General features: G+C 64.8%; 20 protein-coding genes. 6 read left to right on the top strand and 14 right to left on the bottom strand.

What is annotated here, in order from left to right; genetic code table 11:
* Positions 1–155 precede the first annotated feature (155 nt).
* Positions 156–1,313, bottom strand: coding sequence for a glycerophosphodiester phosphodiesterase (locus tag ACK4FZ_RS03260; RefSeq protein WP_409818270.1), 1,158 nt, complete (start codon positions 1,311–1,313; stop codon positions 156–158).
* A gap of 145 nt (positions 1,314–1,458) precedes the next feature.
* Between ACK4FZ_RS03260 and ACK4FZ_RS03255 the strand changes: the two genes are divergently transcribed.
* The 3 genes from ACK4FZ_RS03255 to dinB all read left to right on the top strand — a co-directional run bounded on the left by ACK4FZ_RS03255 (position 1,459) and on the right by dinB (position 5,955).
* Complete coding sequence (locus tag ACK4FZ_RS03255; RefSeq protein ID WP_409818269.1) at positions 1,459–4,194, top strand: EAL domain-containing protein; 2,736 nt, start codon at positions 1,459–1,461, stop codon at positions 4,192–4,194.
* Positions 4,195–4,560: 366 nt separating this feature from the next.
* A complete protein-coding gene (locus ACK4FZ_RS03250; protein ID WP_409818268.1) occupies positions 4,561–4,866 on the top strand; it encodes a SelT/SelW/SelH family protein in 306 nt (101 codons plus the stop codon).
* 15 nt (positions 4,867–4,881) lie between these two features.
* A complete protein-coding gene (gene dinB / locus ACK4FZ_RS03245; RefSeq protein WP_409818440.1) occupies positions 4,882–5,955 on the top strand; it encodes a DNA polymerase IV in 1,074 nt (357 codons plus the stop codon).
* Between the two features lie 9 nt (positions 5,956–5,964).
* On the opposite strand, the gene creD is transcribed toward dinB, so the two are convergent.
* The 10 genes from creD to bioB form a co-directional block, all read right to left on the bottom strand.
* A complete protein-coding gene (creD, locus tag ACK4FZ_RS03240) occupies positions 5,965–7,398 on the bottom strand; it encodes a cell envelope integrity protein CreD (RefSeq protein ID WP_409818267.1) in 1,434 nt (477 codons plus the stop codon).
* Between the two features lie 92 nt (positions 7,399–7,490).
* Entirely contained in the window at positions 7,491–8,945 is a 1,455-nt protein-coding gene (gene creC, locus ACK4FZ_RS03235) for a two-component system sensor histidine kinase CreC (protein WP_409818266.1), read from the bottom strand.
* On the bottom strand, positions 8,945–9,628 hold the full coding sequence (gene creB / locus ACK4FZ_RS03230) for a two-component system response regulator CreB (protein WP_409818265.1): 684 nt from the start codon (positions 9,626–9,628) through the stop codon (positions 8,945–8,947). The genes creC and creB overlap by 1 nt, the downstream gene beginning before the upstream one ends.
* A gap of 66 nt (positions 9,629–9,694) precedes the next feature.
* A complete protein-coding gene (locus ACK4FZ_RS03225) occupies positions 9,695–10,594 on the bottom strand; it encodes a patatin-like phospholipase family protein (RefSeq protein WP_409818439.1) in 900 nt (299 codons plus the stop codon).
* Positions 10,595–10,685: 91 nt separating this feature from the next.
* A complete protein-coding gene (locus tag ACK4FZ_RS03220; RefSeq protein WP_409818264.1) occupies positions 10,686–11,573 on the bottom strand; it encodes a patatin-like phospholipase family protein in 888 nt (295 codons plus the stop codon).
* A gap of 12 nt (positions 11,574–11,585) precedes the next feature.
* Positions 11,586–12,491, bottom strand: coding sequence for a malonyl-ACP O-methyltransferase BioC (gene bioC / locus ACK4FZ_RS03215; RefSeq protein WP_409818263.1), 906 nt, complete (start codon positions 12,489–12,491; stop codon positions 11,586–11,588).
* A complete protein-coding gene (gene bioH, locus ACK4FZ_RS03210; protein ID WP_409818262.1) occupies positions 12,488–13,252 on the bottom strand; it encodes a pimeloyl-ACP methyl ester esterase BioH in 765 nt (254 codons plus the stop codon). Before bioH ends, bioC begins: the two co-directional genes overlap by 4 nt.
* 94 nt (positions 13,253–13,346) lie before the next feature.
* Positions 13,347–16,040, bottom strand: a complete 2,694-nt coding sequence (locus ACK4FZ_RS03205; protein WP_409818437.1) for a putative bifunctional diguanylate cyclase/phosphodiesterase — start codon at positions 16,038–16,040, stop codon at positions 13,347–13,349.
* A 248-nt stretch (positions 16,041–16,288) separates the two neighbouring features.
* Entirely contained in the window at positions 16,289–17,440 is a 1,152-nt protein-coding gene (gene bioF / locus ACK4FZ_RS03200) for an 8-amino-7-oxononanoate synthase (RefSeq protein WP_144370956.1), read from the bottom strand.
* Between the two features lie 84 nt (positions 17,441–17,524).
* Positions 17,525–18,508, bottom strand: coding sequence for a biotin synthase BioB (bioB, locus tag ACK4FZ_RS03195; protein ID WP_409818261.1), 984 nt, complete (start codon positions 18,506–18,508; stop codon positions 17,525–17,527).
* 276 nt (positions 18,509–18,784) lie between these two features.
* Between bioB and ACK4FZ_RS03190 the strand changes: the two genes are divergently transcribed.
* Genes ACK4FZ_RS03190 through ACK4FZ_RS03180 form a run of 3 tightly spaced genes read left to right on the top strand, consistent with a single transcriptional unit; the run spans position 18,785 to position 20,688 of the window.
* Positions 18,785–19,288: a ComF family protein gene (locus tag ACK4FZ_RS03190; RefSeq protein ID WP_409818260.1), complete on the top strand. Its 504-nt coding sequence runs from the start codon at positions 18,785–18,787 to the stop codon at positions 19,286–19,288.
* A gap of 38 nt (positions 19,289–19,326) precedes the next feature.
* A complete protein-coding gene (gene trmL, locus ACK4FZ_RS03185) occupies positions 19,327–19,794 on the top strand; it encodes a tRNA (uridine(34)/cytosine(34)/5-carboxymethylaminomethyluridine(34)-2'-O)-methyltransferase TrmL (protein WP_409818259.1) in 468 nt (155 codons plus the stop codon).
* 36 nt (positions 19,795–19,830) lie between these two features.
* Positions 19,831–20,688: a septal ring lytic transglycosylase RlpA family protein gene (locus ACK4FZ_RS03180; RefSeq protein ID WP_144370953.1), complete on the top strand. Its 858-nt coding sequence runs from the start codon at positions 19,831–19,833 to the stop codon at positions 20,686–20,688.
* A 60-nt stretch (positions 20,689–20,748) separates the two neighbouring features.
* On the opposite strand, the gene ACK4FZ_RS03175 is transcribed toward ACK4FZ_RS03180, so the two are convergent.
* The 3 genes from ACK4FZ_RS03175 to hemA all read right to left on the bottom strand — a co-directional run bounded on the left by ACK4FZ_RS03175 (position 20,749) and on the right by hemA (position 23,476).
* Positions 20,749–20,955 carry a DUF2892 domain-containing protein gene (locus ACK4FZ_RS03175; protein WP_144370952.1) on the bottom strand — a complete coding sequence of 69 codons (207 nt, stop codon included), beginning with the start codon at positions 20,953–20,955 and terminating at the stop codon, positions 20,749–20,751.
* Positions 20,956–21,146: 191 nt separating this feature from the next.
* Positions 21,147–22,223, bottom strand: a complete 1,077-nt coding sequence (gene prfA, locus ACK4FZ_RS03170) for a peptide chain release factor 1 (protein ID WP_144370951.1) — start codon at positions 22,221–22,223, stop codon at positions 21,147–21,149.
* On the bottom strand, positions 22,223–23,476 hold the full coding sequence (hemA, locus tag ACK4FZ_RS03165; RefSeq protein ID WP_144370950.1) for a glutamyl-tRNA reductase: 1,254 nt from the start codon (positions 23,474–23,476) through the stop codon (positions 22,223–22,225). The genes prfA and hemA overlap by 1 nt, the downstream gene beginning before the upstream one ends.
* Positions 23,477–23,545 lie beyond the last annotated feature (69 nt).

Genomic DNA, 23,545 nt, shown 5'->3' with positions numbered 1-23,545 from the left:
TCCCGTCTGCCGGGCGGAACCGGCATGTAAACATCGTCCGCATCGCGGACACAATCTTCAAACACAACAACCCTCTAGCCAAAAAAACGCCAGTCAGCGTTAACGGACTGGCATTATGCCCTCAGGCAGACTTTTGGCTTTACTGGCTACGACGCTTACTTTTGCAGCAAGCGGCGCGCGGCCAGTGCGGTGTCGGTGTAGTCGGTGAACACGCCGTCCACGCCCAGTTCAAAGTAGGCGCGGTACTCTTCCAGCGGGCTGTCCTGGAAGTTGGCCGCCAGGTGCTTGGCCTCGTTGCGGAAGGTGTACGGGTGCACCACCAGGCCCAGTTTGTGGGCGTTCTTCACCACGTCGCTCGGCTCCATCATGGTCATGTCGCGCTGGTCAACCACCTTGTCGCCGTCCACGTCGGCAGCCTTGCCGGTTTTCGGGTCCACCATGGCTTGCCAGCTGATCAGGTACGGCTTCCACGGGCCGATGCCGTCGGCAAACGATTTGATCTCTTTCAGCCCCGCCGGCGTCAGCATGTCGGCGTAGGTGCGTTTGTCGCCAGACACCACGTGGTCGTACGGCACGTTGGCATCGATGGTGCCGTCCGGGCGCACGTCGTTGGCATCCAGCAGGTACACCAGTTTGTTGGCGGTGAGCTTGCGCAGCTGCTTCAGGTTGGCCGCTTCGAACGACTGGATGAACACCGGCGCGTCCTTGCGGTTCAGCTTGTACTGCTTGAGCAGTGCCACCAGCGGCTGTTCCAAGCCCAGGCCCAACTGCTGATGGTAGGTCGGGTGCTTGGTTTCCGGGTACACGCCAATCTGGCGGCCAAGCTCTTTGGATTTGGCTTCACGGAGCGCCAGCACTTCTTCAAAAGTAGGCACCTGGAACTGGCCGTCGAAGGCCTTGCTGCGATCGGCGCGCGGCTGGATGGCACGCAGGGTCTTGATCTCGGCCAGGGTGAAATCGCTGGCAAACCAGCCTTCCTCGTCGTGACCGTCTACCTTCATGGTGCGCTTGCGGTTAGCAAACTCGGGGTGCTTGGCCACGTCGGTGGTGTCTTTCAGATTGGGCTCGTGACGGGCGATCAGCACACCGTCCTTGGTGGCGACCAGATCCGGTTCGATGAAGTCGGCGCCCAGTTCGATGGCTTTGGCGTAGGCCTCGAGCGTGTGGTCCGGCATGTAGCCGGACGCGCCACGGTGGGCGATCACCAGCGGCGCCTTGCCATCCAGCGTCGGGAAAACGGTTTTCGGGCCGGCACTGGCCGGTACGGCCGCGGCGGTAGCCAGCGCCATGACGATGATGGTCTTCTTGTTCATTGCAACCCCCTGAAGTGAAACGTGTCGATGAAAACAGGGAGTCTGGCACAGCCATATGATGGTTTTTTGACAAGCCATCGATCGCTGCTACGGCCTGTTGCAGCAAGCTGCTATGCTTGCGATCTGTTCTGTCTCTGTCACCGTCATGAAGCCGCTACTGCACAAACCTCTGCACCCTGTCCTGCTGCTGGTACTGATTTTCTTGTCCGGCGCGCTGGGTATCGGCTGGCTGGCTGCCTCGGTAGCGAAAGATGTCGATGCGGAATCGCTGCGCGTCAGCCAACTGGCGCTGAACCAGGAACTGGCGCGTGAGCGACGGCAACTGGCCAGCAGCCTGCAGGACTACGCCAGCTGGGACGAGATGAACGACAAGCTCAACCGCCAAGTACCGGATATGGCGTGGCTGAACCAGAACCTCACGGCCTCGGTGTACTACAACCTCAATGTGCATCTGGCACTGCTGGTAGATGCGAACGACGGCGTATTGCTGGCGCGACGCAACGGTATGCTGAGCGCCGACCCGGCACGCGAGCTACCGCTGTCCAAGCAGCAGTGGCTGACGCTGTTGCGCAGTACCGACCGCTACGAACAGCATGACCAGACCACGCTGCCCAGTCAGTTATTGCGGGTAGACAGTATCAACCCGCAAACCGGCTACCCCGAACCACGCATCCTGCTGCTGTCGATCCAGCGCATCAAAGCCGAGCAGCTACCTGACACACCAGGCCCGTATCGCCGCTATCTGGTTTTTGCCCGCTACCTTGACCAAGCCGCACTGCAACAGCTGGCAACCGCCTTTTTGCTGCCTGAAGCACGCCTGTATTTCACCGCCGACAGCCCTGTCGGCCTGTCTTCGCTACCACTGCAGGACAATAACGGCCAGACACTGGCCTGGCTGGCCTGGCCGGCACAAACACCGGGCAATGCCATGCTGGAACGGATATTGCCGCAAAGCGCCGCGCTACTGCTACTGATCCTGCTGCTGGGCGCAGCCATCGTGCGCATGGCCGAGCGCTGGCAGCGCGAAAGCCGGCAACAAGCCAGCCGCTTGCAACAGCAAGGGGCCGCGCTGCAGAAACTGGTCACCAGCCGCCGTGACGACCAGCAAGAGCTGCGCGAGTATCTGGAAGAAGTCATGCCGCTACTCAGTCAGACCCTGCGCGTGAGCCGGGTGAGCGTGTGGCAATTCAGCCCGGACGGCAAAGAGCTGGTCTGTCTGGCAGGGCTCAATACCAGTAACGGGCAGTTCAACTACGACGATACGCTGGAGCAGACGCAACATGCCGATTACTTCCAGGCCATACGCCAGCAACGCTACCTGACTACCGACCATGCCCAGCTGGACGAACGGCTGCAGTCGCTGCGTACCTACCTGGTGGCGCGCGACGTTCACGCCATGCTGGACGCTACCATCATGGTGGGTGGCCTGCACCACGGCATCCTGTGCATGGAGTCGCAACAGCCGCAGCGACAATGGCAACAAGATGAAATCAACTTTGTCTGCTCTGCTGCCGACATCCTGGCGCTAGTCATCGAATCGCGGGCGCGCTTGCACGCAGAAGGCGAGCTGTACCGCCAGTTCTACTACGACCGCTTTACCGGCTTGCCCAACCGCAGCCGCATGCTGATGCAGCTGGACGAGCTGATCCAGCAAAAGGAAAGCCAGCCGGCAAACAACGTCGAACCACTGGGCTGCCTGATGCTGGCGGTAGAAGGGCTGACCAATATCAATGAGCTGTACGGGCGCGACAACGGCGACCTGGTCATTCGCGAACTGGGTAAAAGGCTGGAATTACTGACTGAAAACGGCGAAATGGTGGCACGCAGCGCCGACAACCGCTTTGCCTTACTGATGCTGGGCCGCGACGAAGAACGGCTATGCCGGCGCGTCGATGCCCTGGTAAGCCTGCTGAACAACCCGCTGGAGCTGCAAGGTCAGCAACTGTATATCCGCCTCAGCATTGGCCTGGCGCTGTACCCGCAAGACACCAACGACGCCGAATCGCTACTGGAACACGCCGAAATGGCGCTGCAAATGTCGCGAGAAGGCCCGGGCGACTGGGTACGCTTCCACCCCGACATCAACAGCAACTGGCGCCGTCGCAACCGGCTGCAAACCGAACTGCGCCAGGCCATTGCCCGTAACGAGATGCTGCTGAACTACCAGCCTTATGTGTCGCTGAAGACCGGCAAAGTCGCCGGCGCCGAGGCGCTGGTGCGCTGGCAGCACCCGGAGCTGGGCCTGGTATCACCAGCCGACTTCATCCCGATGGCCGAAGAAACCGGGGTTATTCACGCCATTGGCGCCTGGGTACTGGAAGAAGGCATCCGCCATGCGGCCAACTGGCGTTTGCGCTTTCTGGAAAACTTCACCATTTCCATCAACGTCTCGCTGCTGCAGCTGGAAGACCCCCATTTTGCTGAAAGCGTCACCGCGCTGCTGGCTACCCATCACCTGCCGGGTGAAGCGCTGGAGCTGGAGGTGACCGAAGGCCTGGCCTTACGCAATACACCGGAAATCGACGGCAACCTGCACAAACTGCGTGCGCAGGGCATTGCCATCGCCATTGACGACTTCGGTACCGGCTACGCCTCGTTCAGTTACCTGCGCCGTTTCCCGGTAGAAAAACTGAAGATCGACAAGCAGTTCCTCGACCGCGTACCCGACAGCGAGGCCGGCAGCAACCTGGTGCGCATGATCGTCTCCATGGGCCATACGCTGGGCGCCTCGGTCACTGGCGAAGGCATAGAAAACATCGAGCAGGCACGCTTCCTGGCACGCCACGGCTGCGACTACGCTCAAGGCTACCTGATCAGCAAACCACTAGGGGCCGGCGCGCTGGAACGCTTCCTGGTGGATGCCGAAGCACTACCGCTATGACGATTAACATCCATGTTGCCAGTATTGCTTTTTATTGAATGACATCAAGGTTGCAATAAAAACAACAATCGTTGCCGGAATGTAACATGCTGCAACGCAATATTGTCCGACAAGCAAGCACTGCGCTGGCTTGTCATGCCAACTTGATGCACACTTGCCCCACGTTGCACCCCGCCTCCCAAGCATTGCGCCAGGTTTCCAAAGAAGACCGGGTGATGGAGGAGAGACGAGCTCCACAGGAGCCACAACACATACAACACAGAAAGTAGCGGATCAAGGCGGCGGTGCAACGTCCCCCACCCTGCAGTTTGCAAGCCCTCACACCAGCATTACCATGGCCCTCTTTACCCGTTGCGGCCAACCTCCATGACACCCCCTGCCCTGCCCCGTATTGCCATTCGTTACTGCACCGGCTGCCGCTGGATGCTGCGCGCCGCCTGGATGGCGCAAGAGCTGCTCACCACCTTTGAAAAAGACCTGGGCGAAGTCGCGCTGCAGCCCGGCAGCGGCGGCGTGTTCACCGTCCATGTCGACGACGTGCTGGTCTGGGACCGCGTGGCCGACGGCGGCTTTCCCGACATCAAGGTGCTGAAACAGCGTGTGCGCGACCGCATTGCCCCCGACCGCCACCTGGGCCACAGCGACCATAGCGCCGCCGACAGCGGGCAGTAAGGCGGCGCCTTGAGCGTGCAACGCAAGATCATCCACATCGACTGCGACTGCTTTTTTGCCGCGGTGGAAATGCGCGACCACCCCGAATGGCGCGGCATGCCGCTGGCGGTGGGCGGCCAGCCCGGCCAGCGCGGCGTGATCGCCACCTGCAACTACGAAGCGCGGCGCTTCGGCGTACGCAGCGCCATGCCGTCGTCGCTGGCACTACGGCAATGCCCGCAGCTGCTGATCGTGCCCCCCGACTTTGCCCGCTACCGCGCCGCCAGCCAGGCGGTGCACGCCATCTACCAGCGCTACACCACGCTGATCGAGCCGCTGTCACTGGACGAAGCCTACCTCGACGTCAGCGGCCAACCGCACTGCCAGGGCAGCGCCAGCCTGATGGCGCAGGCCATCCGCGACGCCATCCGCAGCGAAGTAGGCATTACCGCCTCGGCCGGTATCGCCCCCAACAAATTCCTGGCCAAGATCGCCAGCGACTGGCGCAAGCCGGACGGCCAGTTTCTGGTGCGGCCGGATGAAGTAGCCGACTTCGTGCGCGTGCTGCCGGTAGACAAGATCTGGGGCGTGGGGGAAGTGACCGCCACCAAGCTGCGCCAGCAGGGTTTTTATACCTGCGGCGACCTGCAACAGCTGCCGCTGGCCGACATGCTGCGCCGCTTCGGCAAGCTGGGCAAAACACTGTACGAGCTGTCGCGTGGCCAGGACAACCGCGCGGTAGAACCGGAGCGCGAGCGTAAATCGGTGAGCGTGGAAGAAACCTACAGCCGCGACCTGCCCGACCTGGCCAGCTGCGAAGCCGAGTTGCCGGGCCTGCTGGCTACGCTGGCGCAGCGGCTGGAACGCACTGGCAGCCCGCGTTTTCGCGGGCTGACCGTCAAGATCAAGTTTGCCGATTTCACCCAGACCACGGTGGAATGCAGCGGCCAGCAGCTGGATGCGGCCAGCTTCACCCAGCTGCTGCACACTGGCTACGCCCGCGGCGGCAAGGCCGTGCGCCTGCTAGGGGTGGGGGTACGGCTACAAGAAGCCGACCCCGCCATGCAGCAGCTGGAACTGCCGCTGCAGTACCGCCAGCCGCCGGGCTGACGGCGGGCGCTACGCTGCTGGCGGCGTATTTGGCGTATCGGCCGCCATAGCGGAGGCAGCGGGCGCGTTGGGCCCCGGCGCTGACGGCATGGCGTCGTCAGGCTTGCCCCGGCCGCCCAGGCTGTTCCAGTCGATGCCGCGGGTGAAGTACATGGTGAGCGCCAGCAGGCCGAACAGGCTGAGGCTACCCATCAGCAAGGCCATGTCTTCCGACTGCAAGATCATGAACATCAGGCCGTACAGCGCGGCCAACATGCCGGCAAACACGCCGCCACCACGCCAGCTGCCCAGCACGCTGCTGCCGTAACTGCCCAGCAAGACCACCGACGCCAGTGCCGCCAGCCAATAGGCCGCGTGGAAGCCCAGATGCTCGGAGAGCGACAGCGTCAGCAGGAAGAACAGCGCCAGGCCCAGCATCAGCAAGGTGTACTGCACCGGGTGCACCGACACGCGGTGCATTACCTCCAGCAGGAACACGCCGCCCATCATCAGCAGCACGAACAGTTCGGCGTACTTCATGGTGCGCTCGTTCAGCACGTAGCGGTCCACCGGGTCCAGCAGGCGCAGGCCGACGCGATTGGGTTCGCAGCCGCTCTTGGCTTGCAGGCAGGCGTTGCCGCCGGTGGCCAGCTCGGTGGTCTGCCAGCGGGCACGAAAGCCCTGCGCGTCCACGCTGCGGCTTTGCGGCGCGAAGTTGCCACTAAAGCTTGGGTGCGGCCAATTGCCGGCCAGGTTGACCGTGGTGCTGTCGCCGGTGGGTTCCACCAGCAGCGCGCTGCTGCCGGCCAGCTGCAGCCCCAGGCGGAAGCCCAGCGTCTGGCCCTGGCCCAGTAGCGGCTCGGCCGCCACCAGTGCCAGCGGCGCGTGCACACCACGCGGGTTGTGCGCCAGCCGCGCCCCCGGCACGAAGGCCAGCGTCTGGCTGCCGACCTGGCCTTGCAGCTGCTGGATGCCGCGCACGTCGTCCACCCCCAGCGCCAGATACGGCGTGGCCCAGCGTGTGCTGCGCCGCTCGCTGTCGCTGCTGGCCTTCTCTTCGTAGCCAGCCAGCGCCGGAATGCGGAACTGCCCGGCCAACTGCAGCTGGCTCCGGTACACCGGCGCCTCGAACAGGCCGCGTTTGAGCAGCTCCACCGCCAGCTTGCCGTCCACCGTCAGCTGCGACGGGCTAAGCAACAGCTGCTTGCTCTGCTGGCTTTCCACCCAGCGCCCGCCCTTGCCGCTGTCAGCCGGCTGCCACTTGCTCACAGTCACGGTGTAAGGCAGCACCAGATAGGGGCCGCCCAACGCCTGCTCGCCGGCGCTGAACTGGGCAATCTCGTGCTGTACCGCCTCGGCGCGCTGCTGGCGTTCGTCCAGCAGGCTGCGGACCAGGCCCAGTGTCAGCAGCATCAGCAAGGCGATGCCGGCCAGGGCCAGTGCTTTCCATCCCATTTTCATCATGCTCTCCCTCCGTGATTGGCAATGCCGGCAGCTTGCCGCCGCCACGTGGAGGGAAAATGGGCGCTATGTGGGGATTGTGTGAAGACGGCCGCTCAGCCCAGCACCCGCGCCAAGGGGTTGGCCGCATCCATGGCAGGCAGCCGCAGCGTAACGCACACACCCGGCGGTTGGTTGGCCAGCGTGATGTCGCCGCCATGCAGCTGCACGATGGTGCGCGTCAGCGCCAGGCCCAGGCCGCTGCTCTTCGGCCCCTGCGGGCGCGGCAGCGAATAGAAACGGTCGAACAGCCGCGGCAGCGCGTAATCCGGCACCGGCGGGCCGTCGTTGGCCATCTGCAGCTGCCAGCCGTTGGCTACCGGCTGTAATTGCAGGCTGATGCTGCCCTGGTCGGCGGTAAAGTCGATGGCGTTCTGCAGGATATTGCGCAGCGCCTGGCGCAGCAGGAAAGCATCGCCCGCCACCATGGCCTGCGGCAGCGTGGCCACCGGCGTGACACGGCGCGCGCCCAGCTGCGGCGCCAGCGCCTGCAGTTCGCCAGCCAACAGCTCGGTAAGCGACAGCGCTTGCGGCTGCTTCAGACGGCCGGCTGCTTCCAGCGACGCCAGCTGCAACAGGTGGTCCACGATCTGCTGCAGTCGAACACTCTCACTTTCGATGTGGTTCAGAAAGCGGGCGCGCTCGGCCGGCGGCAGATCGTCCTGCAGCAGCTCGGCCGACGCACGCAGGCCGGCCAACGGCGACTTCAGCTCGTGGGTGAGGTCATGCACGTAGTGTTCCACGTAGGCCTTGCCGTCCAGCTCGCTGCGCATGCGGCCCAGCGCTTGCGCCAGCGTGTCCAGCTCGCGGTTGGCAGCGAAATGCGGCACCGGTGCGCTGCCCCCGGCGCTGACGCTGTCGGCAAAGCGCGTCAGGCGGGTAATGCCACGGCTGAGCCACCACGAAAACAGCGCTCCCAGCAACAGCGCGGCCAACAGCACCACGCCGATCAGCCGCCCCAGCTTGGCCTCGCTGCGTTCGATATGCGGCTGCATCGCCAGATTGGGCCGGCTGACGGTGAGCACGCCGATAATGCGCTGGCCATCGCGCACCGGCGCCGCCACGTACATCACGGTAGATAAAGGGTTGGCCGCATCGGCCAGCGTGCTGCGCGCACCGTACTGGCCGCGCAGCGTCAGCGCCACGTCACGCCAGCGGCTGTAGTCCTGGCCCACCGCCTGGCCGGCGGAATCCAGCAGCACCATGCCACGGGCGTCGGTGAGGTAGACACGCAGCTGGGTGTGATCCTGGCGTACGCCCCACACCTCGGCCTGCGGCTGGCGAGCAGCAAAGCGCTGCAGCGTGGCCGCCAGGCGGCCGTCGTCCAGCCGGCCGGCCACCATGTCCGGCTGCACCATCTCGGCCAGCAGGTTGGCGGTGTCCAGCAGTACCGCCTCCGCCGAGCGCCGCATCGCCGGCTTGATCTCGTCGCGCACCACGCTCACCACGTAGGCGGCCAACAGCCCCAGCAGCAGGAAGTAGCCGGCAAAAATGCGCCAGGAAAAGCGCATCAGCCCTGCTCCAGCGCGTAGCCGAAGCCACGGTGGGTGACGATGGGGTCGAGGTCGGCACGCACCTGGCGCAGCTTGGCGCGCAGGGTCTTGATGTGGCTGTCGATGGTGCGCTCGAAGCTGTCTTCGGCCGCCTCGCCCAGCGCGTCCAGCAGCTGGCTGCGGCTGAACACCTGCCCCGGCCGTGCCAACAGCGTGGCCAGCAGGCGGTATTCGGACGGCGTCAACGCCAGCGCCTGGCCGGCAAAGCGGATGCGCCGCGCCGCCGCCTCGTGACAGAACAGGCTGCCAGGGTTGGCCGCCGCCACCGCGGCAGGCTGGCTGCGCTTGAGGATGGCACGCACCCGCGCCACCACCTCGCGCGGGCTGAACGGCTTCACCACGTAGTCGTCGGCGCCCAGCTCCAGCCCCAGTACGCGGTCCACTTCGTCGGCGCGGGCGGTCAGCAGCATCACCGGCAGCTCACTGTGGCGGCGCAAGCGGCCCAGCAGCGCCAGGCCGCTATCGTCTGGCAGGCCGATATCCAGGATCAGCAGCTGCGGCGGCTCGGCCGCCAGCGCTGCTTCGGTGTCGCGCGCCAACGTGCAGTGCTGCACCTGCCAGCCCTCTCGTTGCAGGGCATACAGCAAAGTATCGGCAATGGCCGGCTCGTCCTCGGCCAGCAGGATGCGGTAAGCAGACATGGAAACGGCATGCAGCAAGGAAAACGGCAGCTTGCCCGAGCACGCTGCCGCCGTAAAGCCCGCGCCTTAACGCTGCCGCTGCTGCCACGCGGCGATGATGCGGCGGATGGCGGGGACGCCCTGTTTGCCGACGCGTTCGCCTTCGCGGATGGCGCGACGGCGCTGGTCGAAATCGGCAGCACCCAGGCCCAGCACCTGCGGGCGCAGGATGACGTCGGCGCCTTTCAGTTCGTTAGCCAGCGCGGCCTGGGTCATGATGGACAGGCTCTGGTCGAAGGTGCCCAGTACGCCGCTTTTGCGCTGCGCCGGCTTGGCGGTGATATCGACGGCGATGACGATGTCGGCGCCCAGTTCGCGCGCGGCGCTGACCGGCACCGGGCTGACCAGGCCGCCGTCCACGTAGCGGCGGCCACGGATGGTAACCGGCTGGAACACATTGGGAATGGCGGCCGAGGCGCGCACGGCGGTGCCGGTGTCGCCGCTGCGGAAGACCACGCGGGCACCGCTATCAAAGTCGGTAGCCACGGCGGCGAAGGTGCGCGGCAGCTGTTCGATGCGCTTGCGGCCAACCTCGCGGTTTACCATCGCCGCCAGTTTGTCGCCTTTCAGAAAGCCGCCACCAGACAGGGTGAAGTCTTTCAATTCGTCTTCGTTCAGCGCCAGCGCGCGGCGGCGCAGCTTGTCGGCGCTGATGCCGCTGGCGTAGATGGCGCCCACCACGCTGCCGGCGCTGGTGCCGGTGATGATGTCGGGCACGATGCCCTGCTGCTCCAGCACACGGATCACCCCCACGTGGGCAAAGCCCTTGGCGGCGCCACCGCCCAGCGCCAGCGCAATGCGCGGCTGGCGCAGCACTTTCGGCGCAGCGGGCTTGGCCGGTGCAGGGTTGGCCGCAGCAGGTTTGACAGGCGGTGTCTGCGGCACCGGCGCCTCGGCCACCGGCGCGCTGGCCGGCGTGGCCGGCAGCGTTACCGCAGGTGGCTGGGCTGGCGGCGTGACGCTGGTACACGCGGCCAACAGCAGCGGGGCGAGGGCGCGCAGGCTGCGCGGCAGCAGCTTAGGCGGCACGCTTGCGTTTCACCCAGTTATCGATGGCGGCTTTTACTTGCGGCAACATCGCTTTGGCCACTTTCTCGCCTTCGGCGATGGCGCTGGCGCGTTCGTCAAAGTCGGCCGCGCCGATGTGCAGTACCGCCGGGCGCAGCACCACGTCGGCCTGCTTCAGTTCCAGGTTCAGCGCGGTGAGGTTCATGATGTTCAGGCTGCGGTCCAGCAGGCTCAGAAAACCGCTGCTAGCCTTGCCGGTGGGCTTGGCCGAGATGTCTACCGCAATGACGATGTCGGCGCCCATTTCGCGGGCGGCCATCACCGGCACCGGGCTCACCAGACCGCCGTCCACGTAGCGACGGCCGTTCAGGCTGACCGGCTGGAACACATTGGGGATGGCAGCCGAGGCGCGGGCAGCGGTGCCGGTGTCGCCGCTTTTCAGCACCACGCGGGCGCCGCTATCGAGGTCGGTGACCACTGCGCCGAATTTGCGCGGCAGCTGTTCGATGCGCTTGCCGTCCACTTGCTGGTTCACCAGCGCGGCCAGCTTCTCGCCCTTCAGAAAACCGCTGGTGGAGAAGGTGAAGTCTTTCAGGTCGTCTTCGTTGATGCGCATGGCGCGGTAGCGCAGCGCTTCGCCGTCCACACCGCTGGCGTAGATGGCCCCCACGATGCTGCCGGCGCTGGTGCCGGTCACGATGTCGGCCTTGATGCCGTTTTGTTCCAGCACGCGGATGACGCCAACGTGGGCAAAGCCTTTGGCGGCACCGCCACCGAGGGCAAAGGCAATCTTGGGTTTGGGCAGCGGCGGCTGCACCACCGGGGCGGAAGAAGGCGTGGTGCACGCGGCCAGGCCGGCCAGTACGCCGACGGCAGCAAGGCGACGAAGGAACGACATAAACTCTCTATCTCAGCGCTTGGGCGCGTTACGGGTAAATTCGATGACCTGCCTGCCGTCGGGCAGGATGGTCGGCTTTTTCTTCGGTTCGCCCTTCCAGGCGTGGCCGTACAGCACCTCGTAGCTGGCCGGCAGCTGGCCGTTGTGGCGGCGCTGCTCGTAGGCGTCCACCACGCGTTGCCAGGCGTGCTTGCCCATCAGGCCGCGGCCACGGCCGGCGGTGGCGTTGTGGGCGCCAATGGCTTTCAGGTCCTGCATCACGTCGCGGGCATGGTCGTAGGTGAGTACGATCTTTTCCATGTCCATCACCGGCTCGCTGAACTGCGCCGCCATCAGCGCGTCGCCCAGGTCGTGCATGTCGATGAACTGGTTGACGTGGGTGGCACCGTCGGCGTGGCGGAAGGCGTCACGCAGCTCGAACAGCGTGTCCGGACCCAGCGTGGCAAACATCAGCATGCCACCCGGTTTCAGCACGCGCTGGAACTCGGCAAACACCTGGTCCGGTACGTTCACCCACTGGATGGTAAGGCTGGACCAGATCATGTCCACGCTGTTGTCGGCCAGCGGCAGGCGCTCGATATCGGCGCACAGCTGCCACGGCTGCTGCGGCTTGAACCAACGCGACAGCATGCCCTGCCCGGCGCGCTGTTTTTCGCGCGAGGCGGCCAGCATGGCGTGGGCCAGGTCCAGCTCCAGCACGCGGGCGTCGGGGTAACGCTGGCGCAGGGCGGCGCTGCCGTAGCCGGTGCCACTGCCGGCGTCCAGGATCACTTGCGGTTGCAGCTTGATGTAGTCCAGGCGCTCGGCCATGCGGTCACACACTTCGCGTTGCAGCACGGCGGCCGAGTCGTAACTGGCGGCGGCGCGCTCGAACGAGGCGCGAACGCGGGATTTGTCGGTGTAAAACGCTTCGCTCATGCGTGTTGTTCCAGGTGGTGGCGCAGCTGCGCGATGAATTCTGCCTCGTGCGACAAAAACGGCGCGTGCGAGGCGTGGGCAAATTCGTACAAGGTGGCGTCCGGCAGCGCGTCGGCCAGCCAGCGGCCTGCCCCGATCGGGGTGATGGCATCGCGGGCACCGAAGAACAGCCCGACTGGACAGTGAATGCTGGCCGCGAGTTCCCGCGCGTCGGCCGCCAGCAGGCACTCCAGCGCCGGCAGCAGCCCTTGCGGGCGCCCGTGCGAGAACAGCTGCGCCTTGAGGTCGGCCAGCGTCTGGCGCGCGGCGGGCGCACCCAGCATCTGCAAGGCCAGGAAGCGTTCCAGCGTCAGCTCGAAGGCGGTATCCAGGCTGGCGCCCACGCTTTCGATGGCGCTGCGCTGCTGCGCGTGCGGCCAACTGTCGTCGCGCACAAAGCGCGGGCTGGTGGCGATCAGCGCCAGGCTCTTCACCAGCGCCGGGTGGCGGGCCGCCCAATGCTGCGCGATCAGACCGCCCAGCGACCAGCCCACCACGTGCACCGGCAGCGGAAAGCGCGCGGCCAGCTCGGCGGCGATGGGGTCGGGGTGGAAAACGGCGGCGGCCGCACTGGCGCCGTGGCCGGGCAGGTCGACCCGATGCACGCAGAAATCGTTAGCCAGGTTGGCCGCCACGCGGTCGAACACGCCGCCGTGCAGGCCCCAGCCGTGCAGCAGCACCACGTCCGGGCCGCGCCCGTAGGTTTCGATAAAAAGGCTCATGGAACAGCCATGTGGGGGCAAAGCGGCATTTTCGCAATAACGGCGCCGGAAAGATACCGCCACCGCCCGGCAGGCAGCCAGACAGGGGGCGGGATCAGGCGCTGCGGGCCAGTTCGGCCGGCATGCCGGCCAGGCGCAGCCAGTCCAGCTCGGCGGCCGGCGCCGGGCGGGCAAAGTAGTAGCCCTGCAGGCGCGGGCAGCCCAGTTCGCGCAGCGCACGCACCTGCACCTCGGTTTCCACACCCTCGGCCACCACCTCCATGCCCAGCGCCTCGGCCAGCGCCACGATGGCGCGCACGATAGCGATGGATTCCTCCTGGCAGTGCACTTCGCGCACAAAAGCCTGGTCGATCTTCAGCACGTCGAAGTGGTAGCGGTGCAGGTAGGACAGCGCCGAGTAGCCGGTGCCGAAATCGTCCAGCGCCAGGCAGATGCCGTGGGTCTTCAGCTGGCGCATCACTTCGATGGCGACGTCTGGCACGTCGATCAGCGCGCTTTCGGTCACCTCCAGGTGCAAGGTACCCGGCGGCAGGCGGTGCTCGCGCACCAGCCGCAGCATCCAGTCCACCAGCTTGGTGTCGTGGAAGTGGGCGCTGGACAGGTTGATGTGCAGGCACACTTCGTGGTTGATGGTGCCGTCGGCGTACCAGGCGGCCAGCTGGGCGCAGGCGCGCTCGATCATGTAACGGTCCAGCTTCAGCACCAGCCCGCTTTCTTCGGCCATCGGCAGGAACACGCCGGGCGGGATCAGGCCGCGCTCGGGGTGATGCCAGCGCACCAGCGTCTCGAAGCCGGCCAGGCGGCCGCTGTGGCTGTCGACGATGGCCTGGTAATACGGCACCAGCTCGCCTTCATTGCTGAGCGCGTGGCGCAGCTCGGCTTCCAGCGCCAGCTGGTCGGCCTGATTGCAGCGCAGCTCGTGGTTGAACAGCGTGTAACCGTGACGGCCGTTCTGCTTGGTGCGGTACATGGCGTGGTCGGCATCGCGCAGCAGGTCTTCTTCGCGGCTGTAGTGTTCCTTGCTGGCCAGTACCACGCCCAGGCTGACGGTGGAAAACACTTCGCGCCCGGAGAGCACGAACGGGCGCTCGAACGCGGCCACCAGCTCGCGCGCCAGCTGCTCGCACTCGTCCATCGATTCCACCGACGACAGCAATACCGCGTACTCGTCACCGCCCAGGCGCGCCATGAAGTCGCCAAAGCGCAGGCCCTGACGGATGCGCTGGCCGGCTTCCACCAGCAGTTGGTCGCCGATCAGGTGGCCCAGCGTGTCGTTAACCAGCTTGAAGCGGTCAAGGTCGATCAGGATCACGGCAAAGCGCTGCTCCGGCGCCAGCTGGAAGTGGTCCCAGCTGCGTTTGAGCACGCGGGTGAAATGGTTGCGGTTGGGCAGCTTGGTGACCGGGTCGTGCAGGCTGTCGTGCTGCAGTTGGGCGTTGGCCGCGTCCAGCGCGTCGCTGCGCTCGCGCACGCGCTGCTCCAGGTCCATGTAGGCGCGCTGCAGGTCGTCCAGCGCCTGTACCCGCGCCAAGGCGCTGCCGATATGGTTGGCCACAAACTCCAGCAGCTCCTGGTCGCGCCAGCTATAGCGGGTGTTGTCCTGATAGCTTTGTACCGACAGCACGCCACGCAGCAGGTTACCACTGTACAGCGGCACACCCAGCCAGCTGTGCGGCGGGGTGCCGTTATCGTTCTGCAAGCCGAACAGCGGGTGGCTATGCATGTCGGCCAGCAGCAGCGGCCGCCCGCTGTGCAGTACCTGCTCTACCGGGCCACGGCCGGGCGAGCGTGGCGACAGCTCGGATAGGCGCAGATCGGAACAATACGGAAAACTCAGCTCGTCGCGGCTCTGGTCGTACAGCGCCACCATGCAGTTACTGGCGTCGATGAATTCGGACAGCAGCCGGTGCAGGCCGACAAAAAAGGCCTCCATCGACAAGCTGGTATTGGACAGCTCGGCGATGCGGAACAGCATGTGCTGCAACTGTTCGCTGCGCTGGCGTTCGGCCACCTCGGCACGCAGGCGGGCGTTGATGCCTTCCAGCTCGCTGGTGCGCTGCCACACTTGTTGCTCCAGGTGGGCGCGGTACAGCAGCCGGTCCAGCGCGCAGGAAATATGGTGGCCTACGTACAGGAAGGTGGATTCGTCGGCCAGCATCGGGGTAAAACTACTGTCGTAACCCTGCACCACCACGGCGCCCATCACCTTGCCGACACCGCTGACCAGCGGCATGCCCATCCACCACTGCGGCTGGGTACCCATGAAACGGATGCGCTCGCGCTGGCACAGCGTGGCCAGCTCGTCGCCTTTCAGCATCAGGAAGTGGTTTTCGCGGATCAGCCACGCGGTCAGCGACGCACTGGGGCCGCGTACCGGGTAAGCACGGCCAAGTTGCGGCGGCTGGCTGTCGCGCTGGTCGACAAAGTACGGGAAACGGATTTGCCCGGCCTCTTCATCGAACAGCGCGATGTAGAAATTGTCGGCCGGCATCAGGCGGCACACGGCGCGGTGCATGCGCGGCAGGAAGTCGTCCACGCTGTCGGCGTGGTTGGCCAGACGGCTGATCTCGAGCAGGGTTTCGTGGGTGGTGCGGGCGATGGACAGCTCGTCGCGCATGGCGGTGCTGACCAGGTGGCCGGACAGCAGCAGCGCCAGGCGCTGTGTCAGTTCGTCGGCCTGGCGGCCACCCTGCCACACCAGCCAGCCCAGCGACTGGCCGGGGCTACCCAGTGCATGGCATTGCACCGGGGCCTGCCACGCCAGCTCGCCCGATAGCGCCGTCGGCACTGGCAAACCAGCGCAATTACCCCGGCTGGCAAGACATTGCCAGACAGGGCCCTTTTTCCCCCAGACTGTTGCACCCTCAGGAGCCTGCAAGCGGAACAGGAAATCCAGTGCCGCTTCGGCAGCTTCTTCTGGTGTAAACAGAAAATCAGCCGTACTGTTCATAACAGTGATTTGGTAACCCACTCGTCAACATCAGCGCGGTGGCTATTATTTTCGTGTGGTCACAACCTGACGAACAGCGGGCCGCCTTAGCCTATTGCCTGATCCAGTGCTGCCAACAGCGCCTTGATGTCGTCTTCGGTATGACCTGCCGTCAGGGACACGCGCAATCTAGCCGTGCCTGCCGGAACCGTTGGAGGGCGTATCGCCGGTATCCATACGCCTTGCTCGCGCAAAGCCATGGAATAGCTTACAGCTGCCTCATTACTGCCAATAATAATCGCTTGAATTGGCGAACGGGAAGAGCGCAAGTGCAAAGATTTATCCTGCATAAATGCCGCTAATGTAACAATATGCTGCTGTATCCGTTCCCTCCGCCAGGGCTCATCACGCATCAGCTGCAGGCTGGCCATCACGGCAGCTGCCTGCGCCGGTGGATGCGCGGTGGTGAAAATATACGTCCGCGCGCTATTCACCAGCCACTGCACCAAAGCACGGCTGCCCGCCACAAAGGCCCCCGCTACCCCGGCAGCCTTGCCCAGCGTGGCCATGTACACCACCCGCGGGTGATGCAGGGCGTACTCCGCCAGCGCGCCGCGCCCTTCGCCCAGCAGCCCGAAACCGTGCGCATCGTCCAGATACAGCCAGGCATCGTAGCGTTCGGCCAGCGCCAGCAGCTCGCGCAGCGGCGCCTCGTCGCCGTCCATGCTGTACACCGCATCGACGGCGATCAGCCGCGTACGGGCCGGGGTTTTTTGCAACAGTGTGGCCAGATGGTCGAGGTCGCTGTGGCGAAAGCGCTGGAAATCGGCTCGCGACAGCACGCAGGCGTCGTTCAGCGACGCGTGGTTGAGCTTGTCGGCAAATACCGCATCGCCCCGCCCTACCAGGCTGGTAATCACCCCCAGGTTGGCCGCATAGCCGGAGCCGAACACCAGCGCCGCCTCGCAGCCTACCCAGTCGGCCAGCGCCGCTTCGGCCTGCTGCTGGATGGCGAAGTGGCCGGCCACCAGTTCGGAGGCGCCGGCGCCGACGCCCCAGTCGGCGATGGCCTGCTGCATGGCGGTTTTCAGCGCCGGGTGATTGGCCAGGCCAAGGTAATCGTTACTGGCAAAAGCCAGGTAATCGCGGCCGTCGATACGCACGCGCGGGCCTTGCGGTGTATGCAGCGCGTGGCGCTGGCGCAAGCGGTGATCATCGGCCAGGGCGGCCAGGGCGGCATCGAGCTGGTCTGGGCGCATGCGGCCAACCTTTCTGCAGAATCATGAAAAAGAGCACCGGCGTCGTGCACGGTGCTCTGCATTTAACCAGACGCTGAAACCGGCTTACAGTGGTTGCAGGCCCAGTTTGTCCATCAGCGCGCGGTCGGCGTCCACGTCCGGGTTACCGGTGGTCAGCAGCTTGTCGCCGTAGAAGATGGAGTTGGCACCCGCCAGGAAGCACAGCGCCTGCATCGCTTCCGGCATCTCGCGACGGCCGGCCGACAGGCGCACGTAGCTGTGCGGCATGGTCAGGCGCGCCACGGCGATGGTGCGCACGAACTCGGTCCAGTCCAGCGCGTCGGCGCCGTCCAGCGGCGTGCCGCTGACCTTGACCAGGTTATTGACCGGCACCGATTCCGGCTGCGGGTCCAGGTTGGCCAGCTGCAGGATCAGGCCGGCGCGCTGCTCGCGGGTTTCGTTGAGGCCGACAATGCCGCCACAGCACACCGACAGCCCGGCGCCACGCACCTTGCCCAGCGTGTCGAGGCGGTCTTCGTACTCGCGGGTCTGGATGATGTCGGCGTACTTGTCCGGCGCGGTATCCAGGTTGTGGTTGTAGAAGTCCAGGCCGGCGTCTTTCAGCTTTTCGGCCTGGCCGTCCTTCAGCAAGCCGAAGGTGGCACAGGTTTGCAGGCCCAAGGCCTTCACCTGCTGCACCATGTCCAGCGTTTTTTCGAGGTCGGCGTCCTTGGGGCCACGCCAGGCGGCGCCCATGCAGAAGCGGCCGGCACCGTTGGCCTTGGCCAGGCGGGCGGCTTCCACCACCTCGTCCACGGTCATCATCGGCTGGTTTTCTACCGGGGTGTCGTGGTGCACGGACTGCGGGCAGTAGCCGCAGTCCTCCGGACAGCCGCCGGTCTTGATCGATACCAGCGTGGACAGCTGCACGCGGCTGGGGTCGAAGTGCTGGCGATGCACTTCGGCAGCACGGAAGACCAACTCCATGAAAGGCAGGTCGTACAGGGCCTCGACTTCTTCCTGGGTCCACAGGCCGGATTCGGCGTGCGGGGAGGCGGGGCGGTGGAATGCGATGGTGGCCTGGTTCATGCGGGGCTTCCGTTTGTCATCTGAGTAAAAACACCAAGCGAATCTTGCGGGAGGGCGGTCATGCTGTCAAACCTGTTGCGCATCACAATTGACAATTGCCCATTATTTGAACAGAACTGCGTACTATGCGGCCAACGTCCAGTCATTGATGGCTTGTGTACTCCCTGCCATACCGCCCTGCCGTGGCATGCCGGGCACCGCTGCCCACGCTGCCAGTGCCCGGCTGCCAGCCCGCTCACCCCCTGCCAAGACTGTGGCAAACTGCGTCCCGCCTTCTTGCACCTGTACAGCGCGTTTGACTACGATTACCCGCTCGACGCGCTGATTACCCGCTGCAAATACCTGCCCGATGCCAGCCTGCAAGGCACACTGGCCGCGCTGATGCGGCAAGCCCACCTGCGCGCGCCAGACGCTGCCGTGCCCGACCTGATCGTGCCGGTGCCGCTGGCAACCGAACGCCTGCGAAAACGCGGCTTCAACCTGCCTGACGCCCTGGCCCGGTCGTTGGCTGCTACAATGCGCGTCCGTTTCGACAACACGCTGTGTTGGCGCAAACGCAACACGGGCCGCCAAACCCGGCGCAACCGGCGCGAAAGGCTGCGTAATGTCCGCGATGCCTTTGGCGTGAAACACCGCTGTGACGGGCTTCACATCGCCATTGTGGACGACGTGGCGAGTACCGGCGCCACCCTGCACGCACTGGCCAAAACCCTGTTAAAAGCAGGGGCCAGACAGGTCGATGCCTGGGTGCTGGCCAGGGCCATTTTTCGTCGCACTTGACCAACTTGTTGATTCATTGGAATATTCGCCCCGCAACGATGTTTACCGTTGTTCTCTACCAGCCGGAAATACCGCCTAATACAGGCAATATTATTCGACTCTGTGCCAACACCGGCTGTGAATTGCACTTGGTCAAACCGCTGGGTTTTCCGCTCGAAGACGCCAAACTGAAACGCGCCGGCCTCGATTATCACGAGTACGCACGCATGGTGGTCCACGAGAACTGGGAAGCCTGCCTTGCCCACCTGGGCACCGGTCGCCGCATCTTTGCGGCCACCACCAAAGGCGCGACGCGGCACGACCACATCGCCTTCCAAGCGGGCGATGTTTTGCTGTTCGGCCCCGAATCCCGCGGCTTGCCAGACGACATACTGGCAACCCTGCCCACGGAACAGCGGGTACGGCTGCCCATGCAGCCCGAATCGCGCAGTTTGAATCTCTCCAACGCCGTCGCCGTGCTCGTGTTCGAAGCCTGGCGCCAGCACGGTTTTGCCGGAGGGATTTAGCAATTCACGGTTGGCACAACAGCATAAGGAGAGGTCATGAAACCTTTTTACCGATGGCTGTGGCTCGTGTGTGCCAGCATTTTTCTGGTAGCTTGTACCACTGTCAGGCCGGCAACTGCGACGCAGTCCGCCAAGGCCAACGTGAAGAAACCGGGCAGCAACTCTGGGGCTTACTTCCAGAATGATGGCCCGGCAGACCGGATTCCGGTCAACCTGGATCTGGTGCCGGATGCCATACCGCAAACCGAACCCCTGATCGCTTCCGCCAACAAGCCGTACTCGGCGCTGGGCATGAGTTTCCGCCCGGATGCCTCGGAGAAGCCTTATCGCCAGACCGGCAAGGCCTCCTGGTACGGCAAACAGTTCCACGGTCGCAAGACCTCGTCCGGTGAACGCTACGACATGTTCGCCATGAGTGCCGCTCACCCGACACTCCCGATCCCGAGCTACGCCCGGGTCACCAACGTGAAGAACGGCGAGTCGGTAATTGTCCGTATCAATGATCGCGGCCCGTTCCATAAAAGCCGCCTGATGGACCTGAGCTACGCCGCCGCCCACAAACTGGGTATCGTACGCAGCGGTTACGGCAATGTGGTGGTGGAACGCGTGTTCCCGGTGGAGGGCAGCGACCGTATCGCTACCAAGCCGGCCTCGATGCAAAAGCCGGCAGGCGGTGAGCCTTACTACCTGCAGCTGGGCGCCTACGACCGCCTGGCTACGGCAGAAGCCGAGTTGCGCGAGCTGCTCAGCAACGACGCCAGCAGCTACAACGACAAGCTGGCGATCGTGAACCAGCAGGGCTTGTACCGCGTGCGCATGGGCCCGTTCAGCCAGGACAGCGACGCCATCCAGGCCGCGCTGGCGCTGGATGTACCGCCGGTGATCACCCGCTGACACCGTGCAGCAAACAAAAAGCGAGGCTTCTGCCTCGCTTTTTTTGCGCCTGCTGCCCGCTTACTGCTCTTGCTTGGGCGCCACCTTGCAAGTGTTGATGCCGAAGATCGCATATGGCGGGCACCAGCCCATCAGGCCAGTGGCCAACGGCACCAGGCCCAGTAGCGCCCACGGCGTTTGCGGGCCGACAAAGGCCAGCGCCGTGATAGCCAGGCCGGCCACGATACGGATGACACGCTCGGTACTGCCGATATTGCGTTGGAACATGATGACACCTATGCGGTTGAACTGACGCTTTCAATATACATTTAAGTAAATTGAAAACCAAGCATCATCTGCCATTCCGATCGCCAGGCCACGCAGCTGTACCCGCCATGCCACACTGCGGCAAACAGCAGGCAACAAAAAGCCCCTTCCTGCGGGAAAGGGCTTAGGCATGGTTGGCCGCAGGTGGCGGCTTATTCGGCCAGTTGCGCCAGCAACTCGGCCTGCTGTTCGGCGATCAGCGCGTTGGTCAGCTCTTCCAGGTCGCCGTCCATCGCGTAATCCAGCTTGTACAGCGTCAGGTTAATGCGATGGTCGGTAATGCGGCCTTGCGGGTAGTTGTAGGTGCGGATGCGCTCGGAGCGGTCGCCGGAGCCGATCAGGCTTTTACGTTCGGCGGCTTCCTTCTGCTGTTGGGCACGCAGCTGGATGTCGTAGATGCGTGCTGCCAGCACGCGCATGGCGCTGGCCTTGTTGGCGTGCTGCGAACGGCCGTCCTGGCACTCGGCCACGATGCCGGTGGGCAAGTGGGTAATGCGCACCGCGGAGTCGGTCTTGTTGATGTGCTGGCCGCCGGCGCCGCTGGCGCGGTAGGTATCGATGCGCAGGTCGGCCGGGTTCAGCACCACTTCGGCAATCTCGTCCGCTTCCGGCATCACCGCCACGGTGCAGGCACTGGTGTGGATACGGCCCTGGGTTTCGGTGGCCGGCACGCGCTGCACGCGGTGGCCGCCGGACTCGAACTTCAGGCGCGAGTAGGCTCCGTCGCCGGCAATGCGCACGATCACTTCCTTGTAGCCGCCCAGATCGGACTCGCTGGCGGACAGGATCTCGGTCTGCCAGCGGTTGCGCTCGGCGTAGCGGGTGTACATGCGCAGCAGGTCGCCGGCAAACAGCGCCGCCTCGTCGCCGCCGGTACCGGCGCGGATTTCCAGCAGGATGTTCTTGTCGTCGTTGGGGTCTTTCGGCAGCAGCAGTTTTTGCAGCTCGATATCCAGCGCCTCGATCCGCTCACGCGCCTCGGCGATTTCTTCCTGCGCAAACGCCTTCATGTCCGGGTCGTCCAGCAGCTCGCTGGCGGTGGCAATGTCGGCCTCGCACTGGCGGTAGGCGTTGAAGGTTTCCACCACCGGGGTCAGTTCGGCGTGCTCGCGCGTCAGCTTGCGGAAAGCATCCATATCGGCGGTGGCGTTTTCTGTTGCCAACAGGTGGGTAACCTCTTCCAGCCGTTCTACCAGCTGGGCGAGTTTGGCCGCGATCGACGGTTTCATTACTGCTCCGGGTGTAAGCGATACAAACGCGCGATCAGTTCGACCTGCGCGTCGTGCGCCGCGCCGCTGCCGCTAGACAGCGCCTGCGTCGGCGGGTGCATCAGTTTGTTGGTGAGCTGGACAGACAACGCCTCCAGCACTTTTTCGGGGTCGTCGCCACGGGCCAGCTGCTTATGCGCGGCTTCCAGTGCGTGGCGGCGGATACGTTCGCTCTCGTCGCGCAGCGCGCGGATCAGCGGCACCGACTCGCGGCGTTTCAGCCAGTCGGTAAACTCGGCCACGCGGTGGCTGATGATCAGTTCGGCTTCTTCCGCCGCCTGGTTGCGCGCCTGCTGGCCTACCTCGACGATGCCGGCGATGTCGTCCACCGTATACAGGTAGACGTCGTCCATGCGGCCAACCTCGGCCTCGATATCGCGCGGCACGGCCAGGTCCAGCATGAACATCGGGCGATGGCGGCGTGCCTTGATGGCACGCTCCACCATGCCCTTGCCGATGATGGGCAGCTGGCTGGCGGTAGAGCTGACCACCACGTCGTAGTGTTGCAGCTGATCGGGCAGCTCGGACAGCGTGATAGCCTGGCCGCCAAACTCGGCCGCCAGGCGCTGGCCGCGCTCCAGCGTGCGGTTGGCCACGGTAATGCGCGCCGGCTGGCGGGCGGCAAAGTGGGTGGCCACCAGCTCGATCATCTCGCCGGCACCGATGAACAGCACGTTCAGGCCGCCGACGCTGGCAAAAATCTGCTCGGCCAGCTTCACCCCGGCGGCCGCCATCGACACCGAACTGGCACCGACGGCGGTCTGGCTGCGCACATCCTTGGCCACCGAGAAGGTTTTCTGGAACAGGCCGTTGAGCAGGCTGCCCAGCGTGCCGGCGCGTTCGGCGGTGCGCACCGCGTCCTTGATCTGGCCCAGGATCTGCGTTTCGCCCAGCACCATGGAGTCCAGCCCCGACGCCACGCGGAAGGCGTGGCGGGCCGCTTCCGGCGCGTCCAGCAGGTACAGGTAGGGGCGCACCTCGTCCAGCGTCAGGCCGTGGTAGGCCGCCAGCCAGCGCAGCGCTTCTTCCGGGTGCTGGGTGGCACAGTACAGCTCGGTGCGGTTACAGGTGGACACAATGGTGGCCTCGCGCGCCGCCCGCGACTCGACCAGCTGGCCCAGTGCGGCCGGCAGCGTTTCTGCCGGAAAGGCCAGCCGCTCACGAATGGTGAGGGGCGCGGTGTGGTGATTGAGTCCGATGGCAACCAGCTGCATGGTGGCGAGAGAAATCCGCTATGGGAAACAGGCTATTCTAGCCGAAAACCCGCCGCCGGAGAGGGGAAG

Origin of the sequence: Vogesella sp. (genome assembly GCF_046297735.1) — a bacterium.
In the GTDB taxonomy this organism is placed as follows: Bacteria; Pseudomonadota; Gammaproteobacteria; order Burkholderiales; family Chromobacteriaceae; genus Vogesella; species Vogesella urethralis.
Note: the sequence above shows the minus strand (reverse complement) of the source record. Positions and strands in the feature narration are given on the sequence as shown.